16 protein-coding genes are annotated in these 19,765 nt (G+C 45.5%); 8 read left to right on the top strand and 8 right to left on the bottom strand.

Features of this window, described 5'->3' with window-relative positions; all coding sequences use genetic code 11:
- Positions 1-67: 67 nt before the first annotated feature.
- On the bottom strand, positions 68-538 hold the full coding sequence (locus ACT7WV_RS22550; protein ID WP_445105026.1) for a DUF4079 domain-containing protein: 471 nt from the start codon (positions 536-538) through the stop codon (positions 68-70).
- A gap of 164 nt (positions 539-702) precedes the next feature.
- Between ACT7WV_RS22550 and ACT7WV_RS22545 the strand changes: the two genes are divergently transcribed.
- Positions 703-2,172, top strand: a complete 1,470-nt coding sequence (locus tag ACT7WV_RS22545; RefSeq protein WP_445105025.1) for an ankyrin repeat domain-containing protein — start codon at positions 703-705, stop codon at positions 2,170-2,172.
- A 71-nt stretch (positions 2,173-2,243) separates the two neighbouring features.
- Entirely contained in the window at positions 2,244-2,519 is a 276-nt protein-coding gene (locus ACT7WV_RS22540; protein ID WP_445105024.1) for a GlsB/YeaQ/YmgE family stress response membrane protein, read from the top strand.
- A 47-nt stretch (positions 2,520-2,566) separates the two neighbouring features.
- On the opposite strand, the gene ACT7WV_RS22535 is transcribed toward ACT7WV_RS22540, so the two are convergent.
- The 5 genes from ACT7WV_RS22535 to ACT7WV_RS22515 form a co-directional block, all read right to left on the bottom strand.
- Positions 2,567-5,470, bottom strand: a complete 2,904-nt coding sequence (locus tag ACT7WV_RS22535; RefSeq protein WP_445105023.1) for a two-partner secretion domain-containing protein — start codon at positions 5,468-5,470, stop codon at positions 2,567-2,569.
- Positions 5,471-5,589: 119 nt separating this feature from the next.
- Positions 5,590-6,039 carry a hypothetical protein gene (locus ACT7WV_RS22530; protein WP_445105022.1) on the bottom strand — a complete coding sequence of 150 codons (450 nt, stop codon included), beginning with the start codon at positions 6,037-6,039 and terminating at the stop codon, positions 5,590-5,592.
- A gap of 620 nt (positions 6,040-6,659) precedes the next feature.
- Positions 6,660-7,751: a WD40 repeat domain-containing protein gene (locus tag ACT7WV_RS22525; RefSeq protein ID WP_445105021.1), complete on the bottom strand. Its 1,092-nt coding sequence runs from the start codon at positions 7,749-7,751 to the stop codon at positions 6,660-6,662.
- An 80-nt stretch (positions 7,752-7,831) separates the two neighbouring features.
- A complete protein-coding gene (locus ACT7WV_RS22520; RefSeq protein WP_445105020.1) occupies positions 7,832-8,134 on the bottom strand; it encodes a hypothetical protein in 303 nt (100 codons plus the stop codon).
- Positions 8,135-8,410: 276 nt separating this feature from the next.
- A complete protein-coding gene (locus ACT7WV_RS22515; RefSeq protein WP_445105019.1) occupies positions 8,411-8,581 on the bottom strand; it encodes a hypothetical protein in 171 nt (56 codons plus the stop codon).
- Between the two features lie 432 nt (positions 8,582-9,013).
- Between ACT7WV_RS22515 and ald the strand changes: the two genes are divergently transcribed.
- A complete protein-coding gene (ald, locus tag ACT7WV_RS22510) occupies positions 9,014-10,120 on the top strand; it encodes an alanine dehydrogenase (RefSeq protein WP_445105718.1) in 1,107 nt (368 codons plus the stop codon).
- A 151-nt stretch (positions 10,121-10,271) separates the two neighbouring features.
- On the opposite strand, the gene topA is transcribed toward ald, so the two are convergent.
- Positions 10,272-12,950, bottom strand: coding sequence for a type I DNA topoisomerase (topA, locus tag ACT7WV_RS22505; RefSeq protein WP_445105018.1), 2,679 nt, complete (start codon positions 12,948-12,950; stop codon positions 10,272-10,274).
- A gap of 661 nt (positions 12,951-13,611) precedes the next feature.
- Here topA and ACT7WV_RS22500 point away from each other — a divergent pair.
- From ACT7WV_RS22500 to cobJ, 4 genes are all read left to right on the top strand, one after another.
- Positions 13,612-14,379 carry a TIGR00266 family protein gene (locus ACT7WV_RS22500; RefSeq protein WP_445105017.1) on the top strand — a complete coding sequence of 256 codons (768 nt, stop codon included), beginning with the start codon at positions 13,612-13,614 and terminating at the stop codon, positions 14,377-14,379.
- 326 nt (positions 14,380-14,705) lie between these two features.
- Positions 14,706-16,283 (top strand): NAD(P)H-quinone oxidoreductase subunit N, encoded by a 1,578-nt coding sequence (locus ACT7WV_RS22495; protein WP_445105016.1) that lies wholly within the window; start codon positions 14,706-14,708, stop codon positions 16,281-16,283.
- 186 nt (positions 16,284-16,469) lie between these two features.
- The gene (locus ACT7WV_RS22490; protein ID WP_445105015.1) at positions 16,470-16,700 is read left to right on the top strand and encodes a hypothetical protein; all 231 of its coding nucleotides are present in this window, start codon (positions 16,470-16,472) and stop codon (positions 16,698-16,700) included.
- Positions 16,701-16,819: 119 nt separating this feature from the next.
- The gene (gene cobJ, locus ACT7WV_RS22485) at positions 16,820-18,685 is read left to right on the top strand and encodes a precorrin-3B C(17)-methyltransferase (protein WP_445105014.1); all 1,866 of its coding nucleotides are present in this window, start codon (positions 16,820-16,822) and stop codon (positions 18,683-18,685) included.
- Positions 18,686-18,708: 23 nt separating this feature from the next.
- Here cobJ and ACT7WV_RS22480 read toward each other — a convergent pair whose 3' ends face one another.
- Positions 18,709-19,065, bottom strand: coding sequence for a phage holin family protein (locus ACT7WV_RS22480; protein ID WP_445105013.1), 357 nt, complete (start codon positions 19,063-19,065; stop codon positions 18,709-18,711).
- 162 nt (positions 19,066-19,227) lie between these two features.
- On the opposite strand from ACT7WV_RS22480, the gene ACT7WV_RS22475 reads away from it, so the two are divergent.
- A complete protein-coding gene (locus tag ACT7WV_RS22475; protein ID WP_445105012.1) occupies positions 19,228-19,710 on the top strand; it encodes a pentapeptide repeat-containing protein in 483 nt (160 codons plus the stop codon).
- The last annotated feature ends 55 nt before the right edge of the window (positions 19,711-19,765 follow it).

Below are 19,765 nucleotides of genomic sequence, written 5' to 3'. Positions count from 1 at the left end.
AGCAAAAGCCTGAGTTATTAGTGTTGGTTGCTGTAACTCTGACTGGTACTCTCAGATACCCCAGTTACTACATATTGCTGATAATCTTCTGTACAATTTGCATACCTGTAACAGCCTGCCAGCTAAATAGTCCCAACAGAACAACATTTAGAGCAATATGGCTATAGCGTGCCCAATCATGACCTTTTTGCATGAAGGGTGAAAGTGAAGCAGAAGTAGCAATCAGTCCAGTCATGCCCAAGCCAACGAGTAAATGAGACCCAACAAATAGCTTGCCATTATTGATATAAGTTACTGCCATTGCTGCGATCGAACCGATGACCATGAAGGCTAATAACGCTGCGCCGACTTGATGGTGCTTGACATTATATTTACCCTTAATCAACTCTTTCTTTTGGGTGCCTTCGGCAGTTCTGGTTTTGCGGATTTTGAGACCCAGATATAGGGCATATATAGTAATTGCTAGTAACACCCACATCAAGAGGGGGTGGATGAATTGAGACCAGGTTTTAACCGAGTCTGGGATTGCAAGGTTCATGGCGTTCTCAAAGCGGTTGAAGGATCTTGATAAAAGTTAACATAGTATGGCTGTCATTTTCTCTAAAGTATGACTGGCTCTTAACCGCATTCCTTCCTGGAACTACTGCTCAAAGAGCTGATTGGGCGGTGAGCTAAGAACGCTCTCTCAACGATCCTGGAGAAATGACTTTAAGCCAAGATTTTCTACTGCTCAAAGCAGCTCAAAGTGGTGATTTAACTCAAGTACAAGTAATCCTTACTCAAGGGGCTAATCTCAATGCCACAGATCGAGATGGCACCACGGCATTGATGTTTGCTGCCCACTCTGGCTACAACGAAATTGTGCGATCGCTACTAACCGCTGGCGCAAATCCCCATCTACAAAGGCAACTTTACGGCCTAACGGCTTTAATGTTAGCAGCTACCGCTAATCAGGTGGATGCTCTACGCACCCTGATTGCTGTGGGTGCTGATGTTAACGCCAAAAACGACGACGGAAGTACAGCATTAATGGTAGCGGCACATAAAGGTCATTTCGCCATAGTGCGAATCTTGCTGGATGCAGGTGCTGATGTCAATATTAAAGACAAGGATGAAGACACTGCTTTGAGCCTAGCAGTCCAACAAGGCCACGCCAAGGTTGTGAAAGCCTTGCTAGAGGCTGGCGCGGAGACTGAGGTTGCCAGAAATGCCTTAAACCTAGCTGCGAGTGAAGGTCACACTGAGACTGTAAAAGTTTTGCTGGAACAAGGAGTAAACCCCGAAGCTGCTACCTCAGACGGCAGAACTGCTTTGATGCAAGCAGCTGAACTGGGTTACTTGTCAGTTGTCGAGTTATTGTTAGCCAATGGCGCTGATGCTAATGCCCAAGATGGAGAGGGTGAAACGGCCCTAACTTTGGCAGCCGACCAAGGACACACGAGTGTTGTACAAGTATTACTAGCTGCTGGTACTCAGGCAAATTGCCAAAACCCAGCAGGGGAGACAGCACTCATGGCAGCAGCAGCAGGAGGTCATACAGGAACAGTTGTGACACTACTTGAGGCTGGTGCTGATGTTAATACTAGAGACCGTAATCAGGAAACAGCTTTGCATCTGGCAACGGTGGAAGGTCATAGCGGAACTACTGAGACTCTGCTACAACAAGGTGCTGAGGTTAATGCCAGAAATCAACTCGGTGATACGCCTTTAATGCTGGCTTCTATCCATGGTTACGCTGATATTGTCAAGCTTTTGCTACAAAAAGGTGCTGATGTTACTACCAGTAACCAAAGTGAAACACCTCTAACTCTGGCAGTATTTCAGGGTGAGACAGAAGTTGTTAAGGTTTTGTTGGATGCCGGTGCAGATGCCAATGCGATCGCTGCCGATGGTAAAACGATGTTGATCAAAGTTGCTGACCGTGGTGACACTAAGGTTATGCAGTATCTATTAGAGGCAGGTGCTGAGGTTAATTATATTGACCCAGCCGGGGCGACTGCTTTAATGTGGGCAGCCCATCGGGGCTATATCGAGGCAGTGCAATTATTGATAGAAGCGGGTGCAGATGTCACTGTAAAAAATCGGGGTGGCTATACGGCTTTGATGATTGCCGAATTCAATAGTTATCCCGAAGTCGTGGAATTACTCAAAGCAGCGGGAGCAATGGGATAGTCAGGACTCCCTAGTTTTTCCAAAGCATTACCTAGTTGTGCAAAGATAGCCTAGTACCATAGGAGGTACAAATGACACCATTAGAGTTTCTTTTGTTATTAGTAATTGCAGCAATCTGCGGTAGCCTCGGACAAGCATTGGCTGGCTACTCCACTGGTGGCTTGCTTGCCTCAATATTAGTCGGAATTATTGGTGCCTATATTGGTGCTTGGCTGGCTCGCGAGTTCGGTTTACCTGTAATATTTTCTCTCAATGTGGGAGGTCAGCCTTTCCCACTTATTTGGTCAATTTTGGGTTCTGCGATCTTTGCTGCTTTATTGAGTCTTTTGTCGGGAAGACGCCGTTAGAACAGCTTTATGGTTGGAAGATGGCTATCGTCTTCCAACCGGATTGACTATTCAGAACATTCTCGACTGAGTACTAACTCCCCATTAGGCAGTCGGTACACTCCTTGGGGTTCAATAATTGGGTCACCTTCCTGCCAAGTACGAGATGGTGGAGTATCGGAGTCAGAAGGTATATTGCGTATTGTCCCCAGGGGGAAAATCGAAGTTTGAGCATCTCCAGGACGTTCCGCAAAACCACCAGTACCTGTGATATAAAAGGTGCTCTCTGGTTGTTCAGTGCGCGCAATACAGCTAGAAGCAATCAACTCTTCGGTATTGATTAGATTATCTTTTACTGGAGTAATGCCATTTTGGATAGCACTCACGTCAGGTAAGTCAATATTTCCCTCCACTGCACCAGTGGCGTTAACATCAACGCGATCGTTATCATCTAAGGTTTTGGGGTTGGTGTTTTTGGGTGCTGGTTGGAAGTTTTCGCCAAAGAATGCGGGAGTATTGAGAGTGATATCTCCTCCTCGGCCATCTTGGGCAAAGGCTAGGATGTCGCTGTCATCGTAGGCGATAACTGAGTCAGCCCTCAGAGTAATATTGCCACCGCCGCCTACACCTGAAGCCACGTCAGTTCTAATGTCGGAGTCACCAAACAAGCGGATATCTCCAGCCTTTATGGTGATGGCACCTCCTGTAGAACTTGTTGTGTCAGTTCTAATTTTGCCATTATTAGCTTCTAGGGTATCTCGGACTGTGAGATTGATATTGCCTGCTGTTCCATTTCCGAAGTTACTGCTGGATATGAATGCTTCATCGCGCAATAGTAAGTACCCCGTGTCAATATTCAAATTACCGCCAATGCCAGTGGCATCAGGAGCAACTGCCGCACTGATACCACTGGGAAACCCTTCGGAGTCAGACCCGATAACTTGAATGCCCTCAGTGGCAGTTATAGTTAAATTCCCAGCATTGCCTTCTCCAAAAGTGGAGACATCTAAAAAAGCACCGCCAAGGATGTGCAAGCCCTGAGTTGAGATCGTAACATCTCCCCCATCCCCTTCTCCGAAGGTAGACACAGCGATAAAACCGCCCTGGCTAAGTAAAAGTTGTGCGGTCAAGAGAGTCAAATTACCGCCATTGCCTATGGCTTCTGGATTAACTTGCGCACTGATACTACTGGGAAACCCTTCGGGGTCAGACCCGCTCACTTGAATGTCCTTAGTGGCAGTTATAGTTAAATTACCAGCATTCCCGTCTCCAAATGTTTCGGCAGATAAAGAAGCACCGTCAAGGATGCGCAGACTTTGGGTAGAGATAGTCACATCTCCCCCATCTCCTGTGGTATTAGGACCAACTTGAGCAGATAAACCACTAGAATTCCCATCAATGGGGTTAGTGCCAATTAACTCAATCTCAGTAGCATTGACATTTAACTGACCCCCATTTCCTGTACCGAAGGTAGACACCCCTATCTGACCCCCCTGGCTGAGAAATAGTTCTGCCGTATCGATGGTCAAATTACCGCCATTGCCTGTGGCTTCTGGATTCACTTGCGCACTGATACTACTGGAATTACCTTTAGGGTCAGACCCGCTCACTTCAATGCCCTCAGTGGCAGTTATAGTTAAATTCCCAGCGTTCCCTTCTCCAAAAGTTGAGGCAGATAAAGAAGCACCCTCAAGAATGCGCAAACTCTGGGTAGAGATAGTCACATCTCCCCCATCTCCTGTGGCATTAGGACCAACTTGAGCAGACAAACCACTGGAAGTCCCATCGATGGAGTTAGTGCCAATTAACTCCATCTCAGTAGCATTAACATTTAACTGACCCCCATCCCCTTCTCCAAAAGTAGTTGTTGATACCTGTGCCCCATCACTCACCAGCAAGCGCCCTGTCTCAATCGTTAAATTTCCTCCAGTTCCTGAACCCAAGACATCAGCAAACAGCCGCGAACCCTCACTTAGAACCACCTCTTCTGTGGTACGTAACAATACCTCTCCACCATTTCCCATCCCTAAAGTGTCAGCCCAAATATTCGACCTTTCTATCACCTCCAACCGCGCACCCCGAATCTGAATGTCTCCACCTCCCTCACCACTAGCATCAACAAACGCCCCATCCGACAATGAAATATTCCCCAACCCACTAACCGAGTCATACCCCAAGACAAAGCGGTTGCCACTCTGAGTTACACTTACTTCCCCAACTCCCGCCACACTGCCGAGTTCAATGCGGCCTCCCGATGCATTTAAGTTCCCCCCATCTATCTGAATATCGCCACCCAACAGCACAAGACTCCGACCATCAGGAACTTGTAAACCATTGGTAGGATTTCCTAAAACTGAAGTCGTTGCTCTAGATTGGTTAATAATGCCTTGACTAGCAGCAGCATTAAAGAAAAAAGCAGAAGGATTAACCGTCAGCAGTTGTCCAGGAACTTCCGGATTAAGGGCACTAAAAAAGCTATTCTCACCAAATGCGATTCCGCTAGCAGTTGTTCCCAAAAACGAACCTTGCAAATCTAAACTGGCATTAGGCCCAAAAATAATCCCATTAGGATTGAGCAAAAATAAATTGGGATTAGAATCTCCAAAAGTACCAAGGGTTCCCAAAATTTCCGAAGGATTACCACCAGTAACACGACTCAAAATATTCTCAATTCCAGCAGGACTAAAAAAATAGGCTCCTCGTCCTTCTGCTACATTAAATTCTTCAAAACTGTGGAACAAATTTGCCCCTCTGGTTGCTCCACCAGTGATACCGTCAGCAGGGAAACCTACTGCATCTAAAGGTATAACAACAGAACTTTCAGCGCCCAAGCTATCATCCGGCGTAATTTGAGCAAAAACGCCACTCCCAGAAACAGCAACAGCACCACCTATTCCCCAAGCAATCAGCCTTACACCATGCTTTGCTAACGCTAAACCTAAATTCTCACCCCTAACTCCGCAGACGACCATCCAGAATTACCCCCAACCTGAATTGATGCCACCAGTTTAAAGGGTTTTCTCAACAGAGTTAAATAAGGCCGCTCAATATCAAGTTATGTGGAAATTTTGCCAATGAGCTATCAGGAATACTACGTTACTGAGTACTCTCTATCTGTGATCGAGGATGGATTGGTGGGCAAAATATTTAGCATGCTCACGTGAATATTAAAATGGTAAATCATTGCCCCTAAACGACGTATGTAGTAGGCTAGTTTCTCATCTAGGTCGATGAGTGCGTTCCAATTATTGTCTTCCTGGTGGTAATTATTTCTGTAATTAAGATATTCATTGTATTGATTCATAAGATTAAATATACTGTTCCTACTGTTCTCAAGCATGTAGGTGATATGTTCATCAATCAAAAGATGTTTTGAGGGAATTTGCCCAATTATTTTTCTCAACTTTTCCTCGTTCAGAGGAGCTATGTAGATTTTTTTAAATTGTTCAATTTCATCTTGCTGTTTAAGTTGTGCCAGTTCGCGACTAATTATTTTGTCTGCTTTGCGCAGTTTAAATAGTAGATCACTAATTTCAATCACTAGGGAAGATAGCAATATCTTCTCTGTTTCTATGTCTCTGTAATTTTGGCACATGTAAGTTTGGAGAGAATAACTATCGGTAAAAAATCTTAGCTGCATTAGAAACCGTGAAATTAAACCTGAATAAGTAGAGATTTCTAGTATGGTCAAACAGTAATATGCATTACTAATAGCCAGAGGTCTCTAGCTATTAGCTCAACAGCTTATCTATAGGATATTTTCTATAGGATATTTTCAACTTGCTACATTAGCGTATGACGCGTATTACACTATATGCATAGTATTTTAATAAACGGATATCAGCAACCAAACTTAGGATAACTTTATCAACTCTTTAAAAATTACTGGTTATCGACTTACAGACTCTAGATAAATTCAAATTATCTAGATGAGGTGGTGAATAAGCGAATATACTCAGAAGATAGTCTACGATGTGACAATTTCCCAGAGATGGAATTTGAAAATTTACTATCCATAACAAAAAAGAACTGAAAATTTTCCTTGCCACCCTATTAGCAAGTTTTCATTTTTTAAAATGCTCAAGGATTAACTCAGAAAATTCTTTTAAAGACCTCTTTTTAGGTTAAAAGGCTGTATTCCAGATTTCAAGAGTTAGTTTTCTACGGTAAAGTTTGCCAAATGCGGATTGTCTGATCAAATCCCCCACTAGCAAGAAGCTGACCATTGGGGCTAAAGACAACTGATTTTACCCAATCTTGATGGGCGGTTAGCAAGGTAACTAGTTCACCAGTTCTCAGGTTCCAGATTCGGATACCATCATGGCTAGCACTAGCGAGGGTTTCACCATCGGGATTGATCGTTAGTGCCTGAATTCGCCCAGTATGACCAGTCAAGATGTGTTCAAGAGCTCCAGTTCTGCGATTCCAGACCTTAATCGTGCGGTCATGACTGGCGCTAACTAGAGTATTACCATCAGGCGTGAAAGCCAGGACACTTACTGCACTAGAATGAGCGGGAATTGTCTCTAATAACGTTCCTGTTTTCAAATTCCATAGCTTAACCAAGCCCTCTTTAGTACCACTTGCTAGAATGTCTCCTTCCGGGTGAACCGCAAGCGCATAGGTTTGGTTATCAAAGCGTGTCAGAGTGTAAAGGGGGCGCTGCTTCTGCAAATCCCACAGTTTAATTCCGTCCAAGCCACCACTGACTAAAGTTTTGCTATCTGGAGTGGTGCTCAGGGATAGTACATTGCTAGAATGCTTGAGAAAGGTGCCAGTGTACTCTCCCGTTTTCCAGTTCCAAAGATTGATAGCACCATCATGACCGCCACTAGCCAGAACTTCTCCATCTGGACTTAAGAGTAGCGCTACAACAGAAGTTCGGTGTCCTCGTAGGCTGGCAATTTCTCTACCTGTTTTCAACCACCACAATTTAATCGTGCCATCGTTAGTGCTACCTCCACTAATCAGTATTTCCCCGTTGGGACTGAAAGCAAGAGAATCAACAGGCGTTGTATGACCTTTAAGAGTAAGAAGCAGTTGAGGATTTTTCCAGGCTTCACCTGGAGATAAAACTTGAGAGTCAAAAGTCTGTGACGAAGCGCTCCCTTGGAGGCTTGAGGGGATTGGGACAGACAGAGACTTACCAGGGAAACCAAGAACGCCTGACACAGGAAGAACCAAAGTACAAGCTGCCAGTATGGTCAGCTCTGTTTTACCCCATTTGCTACAGTTGAGAGCAGAATGTGTCATGTACTTTAGCCCAACAGATGGGGTCAAGAGTGCAGAGAAATCAGGCAATGCCCCCCAGAGATCACGCTAGGAAACACCGCCTATTGACGCTGTTGACCCTTGGGACGCTTGGTTGTAGTCAACATCGGCAGGGGAGGACGCGACGAACTAGAAGACAGAAAATGTGTTACAGGTTCATTAGCTAGCTCAGTTTCCCGACGTTGGCTGTGCCACCAGCGAAGCACTAAGGCTAGAACCACCATCATCATTCCGAAACTTAACAAAGACCAGCGTTCGCCGACGCCGCCAATCACAGCATCTACAGCTCCCGCAATAATAATAAAGCTAGAAATCGGCTCCTTGCGGTAAGCTGACTTCAAAATTCGAGGCCATAAAGCATTCATCACAGCTTGCTACTGACTCTGTTTTAGTTAATATTCAATCTAATTCCAGGTTATCTCATCAGGATGCAAATCAGGACGAGCAACCATCAATACGAATACCCCTATTGTTTAGTTTTTAGTTGTAGATGGTCAAGCTGACTACTAAATCAGCCGGCTTGACCCAATTTCTTGATTCACGTAGAAGTAAGCTTCTTGCTTATCCTGCCAGTTTTTTCTCTACCTAACTGACTAATCAACTGTAGCCAAGGTTCCTGTTCTCCGGCTCAGGTATTGTTATTATTGCAAACCAAGCCAAGTTAGAAGTCCTTGACCGGTAGAGTACTCAATAATCAGAGTCAAGATAAAGCCTACCATTGCAGCCCGACCATTTAAGCGCTCTGCGTAGTCGTTAAACCCGAATTTAGGCTCTTCTAGCTGGGGGGTGGTTGTTGGTTGGGGTTGTGTCATGATTTTTCAAGCTTTTGTTCAGATTAGGTTACAATCCTTCACTAATTGTAATCTTTTTTGTCCTTAGGAAGGATTGCCATGTTTGAGAAAAAAGGGTCTATACCCCACTTTCTTTGTCAGAGTTGTTCAAGAGAAGACAACTAGCCTGATCTGCTAGTCAATCCAGGCAAACCGTTAATATATATAGACTTAACAATTTTTCCTAGAGGTTATTCTGTCGCTTCAAAATTGTCCACAGCGAAGCTGTCTGCTTGCGAAATCCCCCTTGTGAATTGATCTGTAGGTATGGCAGAAAAGTGAGTTAAACGAAAAACTCCTCAAAAACCAACAAATGATTGAGGAATTAGCTCTCCAGAGCCATCCGTGCAGATAGTTGCCTAAATGTTTGTCAAAAACATTGAAACTGACAAAAATCATATCCTGAAGGAAAACATGGAAATAGGTGTCCCAAAAGAAACTAAAGACCAAGAATTTCGTGTTGGCTTGAGTCCTGATAGTGTCCGGGCTTTATGCGAAGCCGGTCATACGGTCTTGATTGAAACTAATGCTGGTGTCGATGCTGGCTTTACAGACGAACAATATCAGCAAGCTGGGGGAAAAATTGTCCACAAGGCAGCCGAAGCTTGGAATTGTCAACTAGTAGTCAAGGTGAAGGAACCCCTGAAGCCAGAGTACCAGTTTCTGCAAAAAGAACAGCTACTGTTTACTTATCTACACTTGGCAGCTGACCGCGCCTTAACAGAGCATTTAATTAATTGTGGTGTTAGTGCGATCGCTTACGAAACAGTTGAACTTCCTGATCGCAAACTCCCTCTACTCAATCCGATGAGTATCATTGCTGGTCGTCTTTCCGTGCAATTTGGGGCAAGATTTTTAGAACGTCAGCAAGGCGGGCGAGGTGTTCTCTTAGGCGGTATTCCGGGCGTTAAACCAGGAAAAGTGGCAATTCTCGGTGGTGGTGTCGTTGGTACAGAAGCTGCTCGGATTGCTGTAGGTATAGGTGCTCAAGTTCAAATTGTCGATATTAATGTAGAGCGCTTAGCCTATTTAGAAACCATTTTCGGCTCTAGAGTAGAACTCCTCTACAGTAACTCAGCACAAATCGAAGAGGTCGTGACTAATGCGGATCTAGTAGTTGGTGCAGTTTTGGTCTTAGGTCGTCGTGCCCCAGTTTTGGTGCCTCGTGCTCTAGTAAAAAGGATGCGTCCCGGTTCGGTAATTATTGATGTTGCCGTAGATCAGGGCGGTTGCGTGGAAACGTTACGGCCGACATCTCACACCAATCCCATTTACATAGAGGAGGGTGTTGTTCACTATGGTGTGCCGAATATGCCGGGTGCAGTGCCAGCGACAGCAACCCAGGCGCTTAACAATAGCACGTTGCCCTACGTCCTCAAGCTAGCCCGTCATGGTCTAGAGGCTATCGAGTCCGATTTAGCCTTAGCTAAGGGCTTAAACGTGCATAAATACAAGTTAGTTCATCCTGCTGTACAGGATGTGTTCCCCGATTTGGCTGGTCTACAAACCGTTGTTAAATAGAATGAACATTCCTCGTCGTAACAGTTAAGCTAGATAGTCTGCTAACTCTTATAGCAGACTAGCTCAGGGTGGCTACTCAACACTACAAAAGTAAAAATTCCCCAGTTCAATCAAGAACCGGGGTGAAATATCGACTTCGTTGAGAAGCTGATTAACTTTTTTTCGTACTAGTCTTTTTGGTAGTTTTTTTGGCAGCTGTCTGGCTAGTTTTTGACGATGACCCTGAGGCTTTGCTCCGAGTTGAAGTCGTGGACTTACTGGACTTGCGACCGGATTTTTTGGTAGAAGCCTTAGCGGCTAACAGCTCAAGTGCCTTTTCTAAGGTCAGGTCTTCTACTGATTCACCTTCAGGAAGGGAAGCATTGGTTTTAACGTGCTTGACGTAAGGACCGTAGGGACCATCATAGATATTCACTGGTTCCTGATCATCTGGGTGAGAACCTAATTCCCGTAAGGGAGCCTTCGACTTGCTGCGACTGCTACTACGACCTTTCTTTGGTTGAGACAACAGCTCTAATGCACGTTCTAAGGCAATTGTCAAAACATTATCATCTGCTTTGAGCGAACGGTAATCTTTTCCTTCCTTGCCTTGGTCGTGAACCACGTAAGGACCAAACCTTCCTAGTCCGGCTTGGACTTTGCAACCACTGTCGGGATGTGCGCCCAAGTAGCGCGGTAAAGACAATAGACCAACCGCCATCTCTAAAGTGACATCTTCCATATTGACGCCCTTTGGTAGAGAAGCCCGCTTCGGTTTTTTGTTTTCCTCGGAGGCTTCACCTAGCTGAACGTAAGGACCATAGCCACCAAGCAAGATGTAGACGGGTTCACCAGTTTCTGGATGGAGTCCTAGTTTCTCTGGTCCTTCAGTTTTTTGCCGCAGTAAGACTTCCACTTGCTCTGGGTCTAGCTCAGAAGGTGTCAAGTCTTTGGGAATAGAAGCCGAGATGCGCCCTTTGCCATTTTCAGTTTCTATATAGGGACCATAGCGACCAATACGGACTTTCGCCTCTAGGTTATCTAGTTCGACAGTACGAGCTTCATTGGGATCTATCTGACTTTCTTGTTCTTTAACCTGATTGTCTAGTCCCGCCTCTCCTAGATAGAACTCTTGCAAATAGGGAAGCCACTCTGCTTCGCCGGTCGAGATTTCATCAAGGGTCTGCTCCATTTTAGAAGTGAAGCTAGTATCTACCAGGTTGGGAAAGTATTTCTCCAGCAAGCTGGTAACAGCAAAAGCCGTAAATGTAGGAACTAGAGTATTGCCGTTAAGGTGTGCGTAGTCCCGTTCCACGATCGTACCGATGATGCTGGCATAGGTACTAGGACGCCCAATACCTTCACTTTCAAGGGTTTTCACCAAAGAAGCTTCTGTATAGCGTGCTGGAGGCTGGGTTTCGTGACCGACGGCTTCTAGTTCAGTGCAATTGGGATGATCACCCATTTTCAGGGGCGGCAAAATCACCTCTTGGTCTTCCAAAGCGGCTTCTGGGTCATCAGAACCTTCTACATAGGCCCGCAAGAAACCGGGAAATTCGATACGTTTTCCAGTTGAGCGAAAACCAGCATTTTCTACTTGTAGACCAATCGTAATCAGAATTTGCCGTGAGTCAGCCATTTGGCTAGCAACGGTGCGCTTCCAAATTAAGTCATACAGAGCCAGTTCTCGACCACCAAGACCAGTTTGTTGTGGTGTGCGGAAACTGCTACCTGCTGGGCGAATTGCTTCGTGGGCTTCTTGAGCGCCTTTACTTTTGGTGGTGTATTGGCGAGGTTTAGGACTGAGGAATTTTTTGCCGTACATTTCCTCAACACAGCTACGCGATGCCGAAATTGCCTGCTCTGAGAGATGCACCGAATCCGTCCGCATGTAGGTGATATAGCCCTGTTCATAGAGCTTTTGAGCTATTCGCATCGTATCACGCGCTCCCAGGCGTAGCTTCCGGTTTGCCTCCTGTTGCAGGGTAGAGGTTGTAAAGGGCGCAGCTGGCTTGCGGGTGACGGGTTTTTCTTCTAGTTCACTAACCGTCCAAGTTTTATCAGTTAAACGCTCTTGCAGTTCTCTGGCTTCCGACTCGCTGAGCAGCCTCACATTGCGACCAGCAATAATTTGACCCGTATTGGAGTCAAAATCGCTGCCCGTGGCAATTTTAGTCCCTGCTAAAGTAACTAGTTTGGCATCAAAGGGAGTCTTCTTTTGCTCTAGGATTGCCTTCAAATCCCAGTAACTACCCTGGCGGAAAGCCCTTCGCTGGCGTTCTCGATGCACTAATAGCCTGACAGCAACAGACTGAACCCGACCGGCGGATAAGCCAAAAGCAATTTTCTTCCACAGCAGAGGAGAGAGTGTATAACCTACCAGTCGGTCTAAAATCCGTCGCGTTTCCTGAGCATGCACCAGGGGCTCGTGGATACTGCGGCAGTTTTTCAAGGCTTTTTGAATGGCTTCTTTGGTGATTTCGTGAAAAACCATCCGCTTTGTAGGGACTTTGGGCTTGAGTAATTGCAGCAAATGCCAACTGATACTTTCCCCTTCCCGATCTTCGTCCGTGGCAAGAACTAGTTCATCGGCTTCTTTGAGGGCATCTTTGAGTTGTTGAACGACTTTCTTTTTAGTTTTGGGAACGACATACAGGGGTTCAAAGTTAGCCTCCACGTTTACCCCTAGCTGCGCCCAGTTTTCGTCTTTGACAGAAGCTGGAATTTCACTGGCGGACTGAGGGAGATCGCGAACATGTCCCATCGACGCCTCAACCCGATAGTTAGAGGGCAAATATTGACGAATGGTACGTGCTTTGGTGGGAGATTCGACGATGACGAGGGTTGTCATAGGAGTTTCAGAAGTAGCAGCTAAGCTGAACGGTCTAGTCCAAGTAATGTGAGCAAGGTATCAAAAAAGAGTAGCAGTGTCCTAAACGTTGCTAGTTGGGTTGATTCATTGTCCTGGGGCTGATTGCCTGGAGTCTGGTAAGGCTTAACAATTGGGTAATTAAGCCTACCTATGCTTATCACACATTGCATGAGTGCAACCAAGGTAGCCTACTCTTTAAACGAATGCTGGGCTTTTCGGCTAATCGTAGACCACTCCCAATAGCAAAGTAAGAACAGAGGTTGATATAGGCAAGGGAGGGAAAACCAGGAGCGACGCACCCGACATCGCACCCAAAGGAGGATCTCACCCCATTAGCACTTTTGCTAACGCCAATCTAGCTAACTAATCATAGAGGCCTCTAATCTCTCTTATATCTGATCTCAATCGTGACCCCCACCTTTTCGGAAATCTGTCTACCTACTACAAGAAGATTCTCTTCAGATTGTTTGATTTGGCAGTGAGATGCATCACCGACAGCAGTGTAGTGTTATTGTTGGTTATGATTGGGCTAAATTTATGCAGAAAAATAATTTAACACAGCTGTTGTCTCCTATGATATTTCGCTACTTATCCTAACTAAAGCTGCTCAACTAGCTTAATTGTGGACTGCCCAGACACTATGGCTGCTGATGTAATCGACTATAAAATTTACGGTCAATCCCTACAACTGATCGAAATTGAGCTTGATCCTGGAGAAGGTGTTAGAGCTGAAGTTGGCACAATGATTTACATGGAGGAAGGCATTAACATGCAAACTTCCAGTGGTGGTGGCATCTTTGCTGGCTTCAAACGAATGTTCACTGGGGAAGGTTTTTTTATCACCACATTTTTGAACCATGGCATGGGTAAGTCCCGTGTCGGTTTCGCTGCGCCCTATCCAGGAGAAGTAATTCCCCTTGATTTAGGTCAATTGGGCGGTCAGTTTTTATGCCAAAAGGATTCCTTCATCTGCGCTGCTAAAGGGATTGAAATTCAGGTGGCTTTCACCAAAAGACTGGGATCTGGCTTCTTCGGTGGTGAAGGCTTTATCCTACAAAAGCTGCAAGGAGATGGGATGGCATTTATCCACGCGGGCGGTGCGATTATTGAAAAAGATTTGGCGGTGGGAGAAAGATTGCGCGTAGATACTGGTTGTTTGGTGGCTTTTGCTCCCTCCGTTGACTACGAGATTCGCTTTATCGGCGGTTTTAGAAATGCTCTGTTTGGGGGAGAGGGCTTGTTCCTGGCCCAGATGACTGGCCCAGGTAAAGTTTTTTTGCAAAGTTTGCCATTTTCACGTTTAGCTGAGCGAATTACGGCAACTTTACCCAACCTCTTAGGAGAAACAGATAGTTCAAAAAGCGGTGGTTTTTTAGGCGGATTACTGGGGGGCGATGACCAAGGCTAAGTAAGAAATTGCCTCTGCTGACTTCCTCTAACTTGCTCCTGCCTCACAGGTTAACAGGTATCTTAATATTTACCTAAGCTTCTCGCAGAGCTTTCCCTCGTGGGAATTTCAATTATCAAAGTAGTTTTTGACTAGCCTGCTTAATCATCAATCATGCTCTGCTGGAGTCAAAGTTATGGGATTCTTGAAGCAGGTGGAGAAAACATAACAAGATTATCTTGGGCAAAATTTGCTGGCTGACGAGTGTGGCAATACCCTAAATCACCTATATGATAAAAAAGTTAATCTTGAAATCCACATAACTATAGATCATACAAATAGAACCTATGGATTTCTCTACTGTTGCTGCCCAGCTCAACGCTGGGATCATCTTGCCAGAGGGAATTGTTATTATCACCCTCTTGCTAGTTTTAGTAATTGATTTGATTGTTGGCAAAAGTTCTGCCAAAACAATTCCCTACGTGGCAATCGGGGGACTGCTAGCTGCCGTAGCAGCTCTTTGCTACCAATGGAATGCCGCTGATTCAATCGCCTTTCTCGGAAGTTTTAATGGCGACACCTTGAGTGTGGCATTTCGCGGGATTATTGCCCTATCCACTGCTGTAACAATTTTAATGTCAATTAGATATGTACAGCAGTCTGGGACATCGTTGGCAGAATTTATTGCGATTTTGCTCACTGCTACCTTAGGGGGAATGTTCCTTTCCGGGGCAAATGAGCTGGTGATGATTTTCATCTCCCTGGAAACCCTAAGTATTTCTTCGTATATGTTGACGGGTTACATGAAACGTGATCCCCGTTCTAACGAAGCAGCTTTAAAATACTTGCTAATTGGAGCATCCAGTTCAGGCATCTTTCTCTACGGTGTATCTTTACTTTACGGTCTCTCTGGAGGAGAAACTAACTTAAGTGCGATCGCTCAGGGTGTGGCAGCTCTAGAATCTGGTCAATCTTTGGGCATTTTGATTGCTTTAGTTTTTACCATCGCTGGTATTGCCTTTAAGATCTCCGCAGTCCCTTTCCACCAGTGGACTCCTGATGTCTACGAAGGTTCTCCTACTCCAGTAGTCGCCTTTCTTTCCGTCGGTTCCAAAGCTGCTGGCTTTGCTTTAGCAATCCGTCTACTGCTAACCGCCTTCCCCCAAGTAATTCAAGAGTGGCACTTCATTTTCACTGCCCTAGCTGTCTTGAGCATGATTTTAGGGAATGTAGTTGCCCTTACTCAAAGCAGCATGAAACGATTGCTGGCTTATTCCTCCATTGCCCAAGCTGGGTTTGTGATGATTGGTCTAATTGCTGGTACTGAGGCTGGTTACTCCAGTATGCTGTTTTACCTCCTAATTTATCTGTTCATGAACCTGGGAGGCTTTACCTGCGTAATTCTCTTCACCCTGCGTACAGGCACTGACCAGATTAGCGAATACGCTGGTTTGTATCACAAAGATCCACTCCTGACCCTCGGCTTAAGCATTTGTTTGCTCTCTTTGGGTGGAATTCCACCTCTAGCAGGATTTTTCGGCAAAATCTACCTGTTCTGGGCAGGCTGGCAGGCTGGACTGTATGGTTTAGTCTTACTAGGCTTGATTACCAGCGTAATTTCAATATACTACTACATCCGTGTTGTCAAGATGATGGTAGTTAAAGAGCCTCAAGAAATGTCTGATTCGATCAAAAACTACCCAGAAACGCGGTGGAACCTTCCCGGAATGCGGCCTTTGCAAGTAGGTTTAGTGCTTTCGGTAGTTGCCACATCTCTGGCGGGCATTCTTTCCAACCCTCTGTTCACCTTGGCAAATGATTCTGTTGCCAAAACCCAAATGTTGCAATCATCTTTGGTAAAGACGCAACCAGTCGCATCCTTGGGGAACAAACCCCATTTCTCCATTTCTAGGAGAAGTCAATGAGACTCTAAGTGAGGCTGAATTTAATCAAGCAAGCGCTCAACCCTAAAGGTTGAGCGTTTTTATGGATAACTTTTTGGTCATTTATACAAAAATAAGCTAATTACCACCCGTTAGTGTCAACTTAATAAACGGTGACTCAGAACATATTAAAATCAAGATAAAAGAACTCAGAAAGAAAAAACGCTGATGGACTCTCAAGGAAAATCAGTTCCCCAGATCGGTTCACTACCACCTAAAATTCCTGGGACAACCGAGCAACTCTCGCGGGTAATTTGTTTGCTGGGTAATCGTACCAAAGCTGAACTGAAGAAAAAGGCTCAACTAGAGTTAATCGACTTGATTGGCGTTTATCCCAGCAGTACACAAGCAACCGCCTGGAAACAATACCTGCGACAACTGTCTAAAGCTAATCGATAGGGGTTAGAGAATTCTGTACATCTTCGATTTGCTCCTTTGAATTCTTTTAAGAATCGCTGGCTAACCTAAGTGTCGTCATTTCGCCTAAAGTCTCATAAATTTTTATCCAAGAGAGCAATTTGAGTCTGTTATTTCAGGATTTTCAACCCCTAGCCGCGATCGCAACTACCCCTAAAGCTGCCCAAAGATTACAACCTCTGTGTCAAAATACTGGTGCCAAGCTTTGGGTGCCAGAGTCTCTGAGTAGTCTTGAACATATTCACCTCTACAAAGGTTCACTCAAAGATCATGTCGCTTTCCTGTGGCAACAAAACCGCGCCTTAGTTTTTTGTCTGGCGACTGGGGCGGTAGTTCGACTAATTGCTCCCCTGCTAGCAGATAAATCTAGCGACCCAGCAGTAATAGTAATAGATCAAGCAGGTAAGTTTGTTATTAGTTTGGCTAGTGGTCATCAAGGTGGTGCCGATCAACTAGCCCAGTTAATCGCTCACCAACTAGGCGCAACGCCAATTTTAACAGGAGCCGCCACTGATTTAGGGCTACCAGGCATTGATGTCTTGGGTATTCCCTTCGGTTGGCAGCGCGGTGTCGGGGATTGGACTAGTGTGAGTGCAGCTATAGCCGGTGGTGACAGGGTACAGGTGATTCAGGAAGCTGGTTCAACTTTATGGCAAAGTCATCTTCCCCAAGGGCATACCTTTGAGTTTGGCGAATCCCACTCCCCCAAGGCTCGAATCTGGATTAGTCCCAAAGCCCACTCTGCTCAAGCCTTGAGTGTCTCCCAGGTACAATGGCATCCACGGGTGTTGTGGGTAGGAATTGGCTGTGAACGCGGTACATCTAGACAATTGATTGAGACAGCAATTGAGCAAACTTGCCAACGTTATCAGCTAGCTAAAATTGCGATCGCCGGAATTGCCACTATCGACATCAAAGCCGATGAAGTGGGTATCCTAGAAATTTGTCATGATTACGCTTTGCCCTTACGCACCTTTAGCGCCGAAATGCTGCGTTCCGTAAGCGTACCCACACCCTCAGAAATTGTCGCAGCAGAAGTAGGAACCCCCAGTGTCGCCGAAGCAGCAGCACTGTGTGCCATTAGAGATGGGCAACCTTCAAACTCTGACTACCCTTCCTCTCCCAGGCCTTCTCTTTTAGTAGCAAAACAAATTTTCAAATCAGCTCAACAATTAGGGGCAGTTACAGTAGCTATTGCCCAAGCTGAACAAGAGTATACCGGACGCACTGGTCAACTGTGGCTAGTAGGTACTGGCCCTGGTAAACTTGAGCAAATGACCCCAGCGGCTCAAACGGCTGTTGCCCAAGCCGATGCCATAATTGGTTATTCTCTCTATATAGACCTGATTGCTCCTTTACGGCGTCCAGGACAAATTATTGAAGCGCTGCCCATTACCCAAGAAAAGCAACGGGCGCAAAGAGCGATTGAACTAGCCCAATGGGGATTAACTGTAGCAGTTGTTTCTTCTGGTGACTGTGGCATTTATGGTATGGCGGGGTTAGTCTTAGAAGAACTCCGTAACTGTGGCTGGGATGGCAAAACTCCTAGAGTGCAGCTTTTTCCGGGAATCACTGCCCTACAAGCAGCCGCTTCCCGTGTAGGAACACCATTAATGCATGACTTCTGCGCAATCAGTCTCAGTGATCTTTTAACTCCCTGGGAGGTAATTGAGAAGCGCCTAGAAGCAGCGGCGCAGGCAGATTTTGTCACAGCTTTATATAACCCAAAATCGCGCACCCGCACCGAGCAAATTGCGATCGCTCAAACTATTTTCCTCAAATACCGCCATCCCGATACCCCAGTAGCTATAGTTCGCTCAGCCTATCGAGAAGACGAACAGCTTACCCTGACTACTCTTGAGAAATTCCTCGATATAGCAATCGACATGCTAACCACCGTACTTATCGGTAACCAAAGCACTGCTATTCATGCCGATTGGATGATCACACCACGAGGTTACCGATAGAGTTCTCTTTTACAGACATCTGCTCAAATTTCCTGCCTTACCTGTCGGAAAAAGATGCCCAGTAAACCAGAAACCACCGACAAAATGATCGCACCGAAAAAAGCAGGCCAAAAACCACCAACCGTAAAACCTGGGGTGAGATAGCCTACCAAGGAAAGGGTAATGGCATTGACGACCAACAGAAACAGCCCTAGGGATAGAATAGTAATCGGCAATGTCAACAGCACCAGAATTGGTTTAACAACCGCATTGATCAATCCCATGATCACAACAGCAATGGCAGCAGCAGACCAACTAGCAATTACCAGTCCTGGCACAAGTTTAGCCGTAATTGCCAGTGAGACAGCAGCCAGTAGCCAAGTTAATAAAAAATCAAGCATCAGTCTAAAACAACATCGACAACTAAAATTTTAGCGATCTCCGCGCTCGAAGACTGGCTCAACTCCTCAGCAAAGGAAAGTGTAACCATGAAACACCTCAGCTTCATTTGGCGGAATGCTGCCTAAGGTGGGAAAATAACCAAGACCAATTATTTAACTTTTATGTTCTTCCGGCACGTCTGGACATTTCTGTTGGCACTGATGCTTCTTGGCTATAGCTTACCAGCACAAGCTGCTAGTACCCTATCGTTCAACGAAGAAAACTTTACAGGCAAGGACTTCTCCAGTCAAAGCTTACTCTCGGCTGAGTTTTCCTACTGCAATTTAAATATGACAGACTTCAGCAATGCTGACTTGCGGGGAGCAGTGATTAGCAACTCGACAATGAAACAGGCAAACTTGCATGAGGCAGATTTCAGCTACGGCATAGCCTACTTGGTAAAGTTCGTTGATGCTGATTTAACTGATGCTCTTTTTGTCGAAGCAAACTTACTCAAATCCACCTTAAATAACGTTGATATCACGGGTGCTGACTTTAGTTATGCCATTTTAGAGCGTACCGAACAGAAAAAACTCTGTGCCAAAGCCACAGGCGTCAACTCTAAAACCGGGGTTAATACCCGTGAATCCTTAGAGTGTCGCTGAAGCGCTGCGTTAGCAGAATTATCCTCAAGATGGGAAAATAGTCAACACAGATTGT

The sequence above is a fragment of the Symploca atlantica LB2515 genome (genome assembly GCF_052546295.1).
This window is presented reverse-complemented; position numbering and strand designations above follow the sequence as displayed.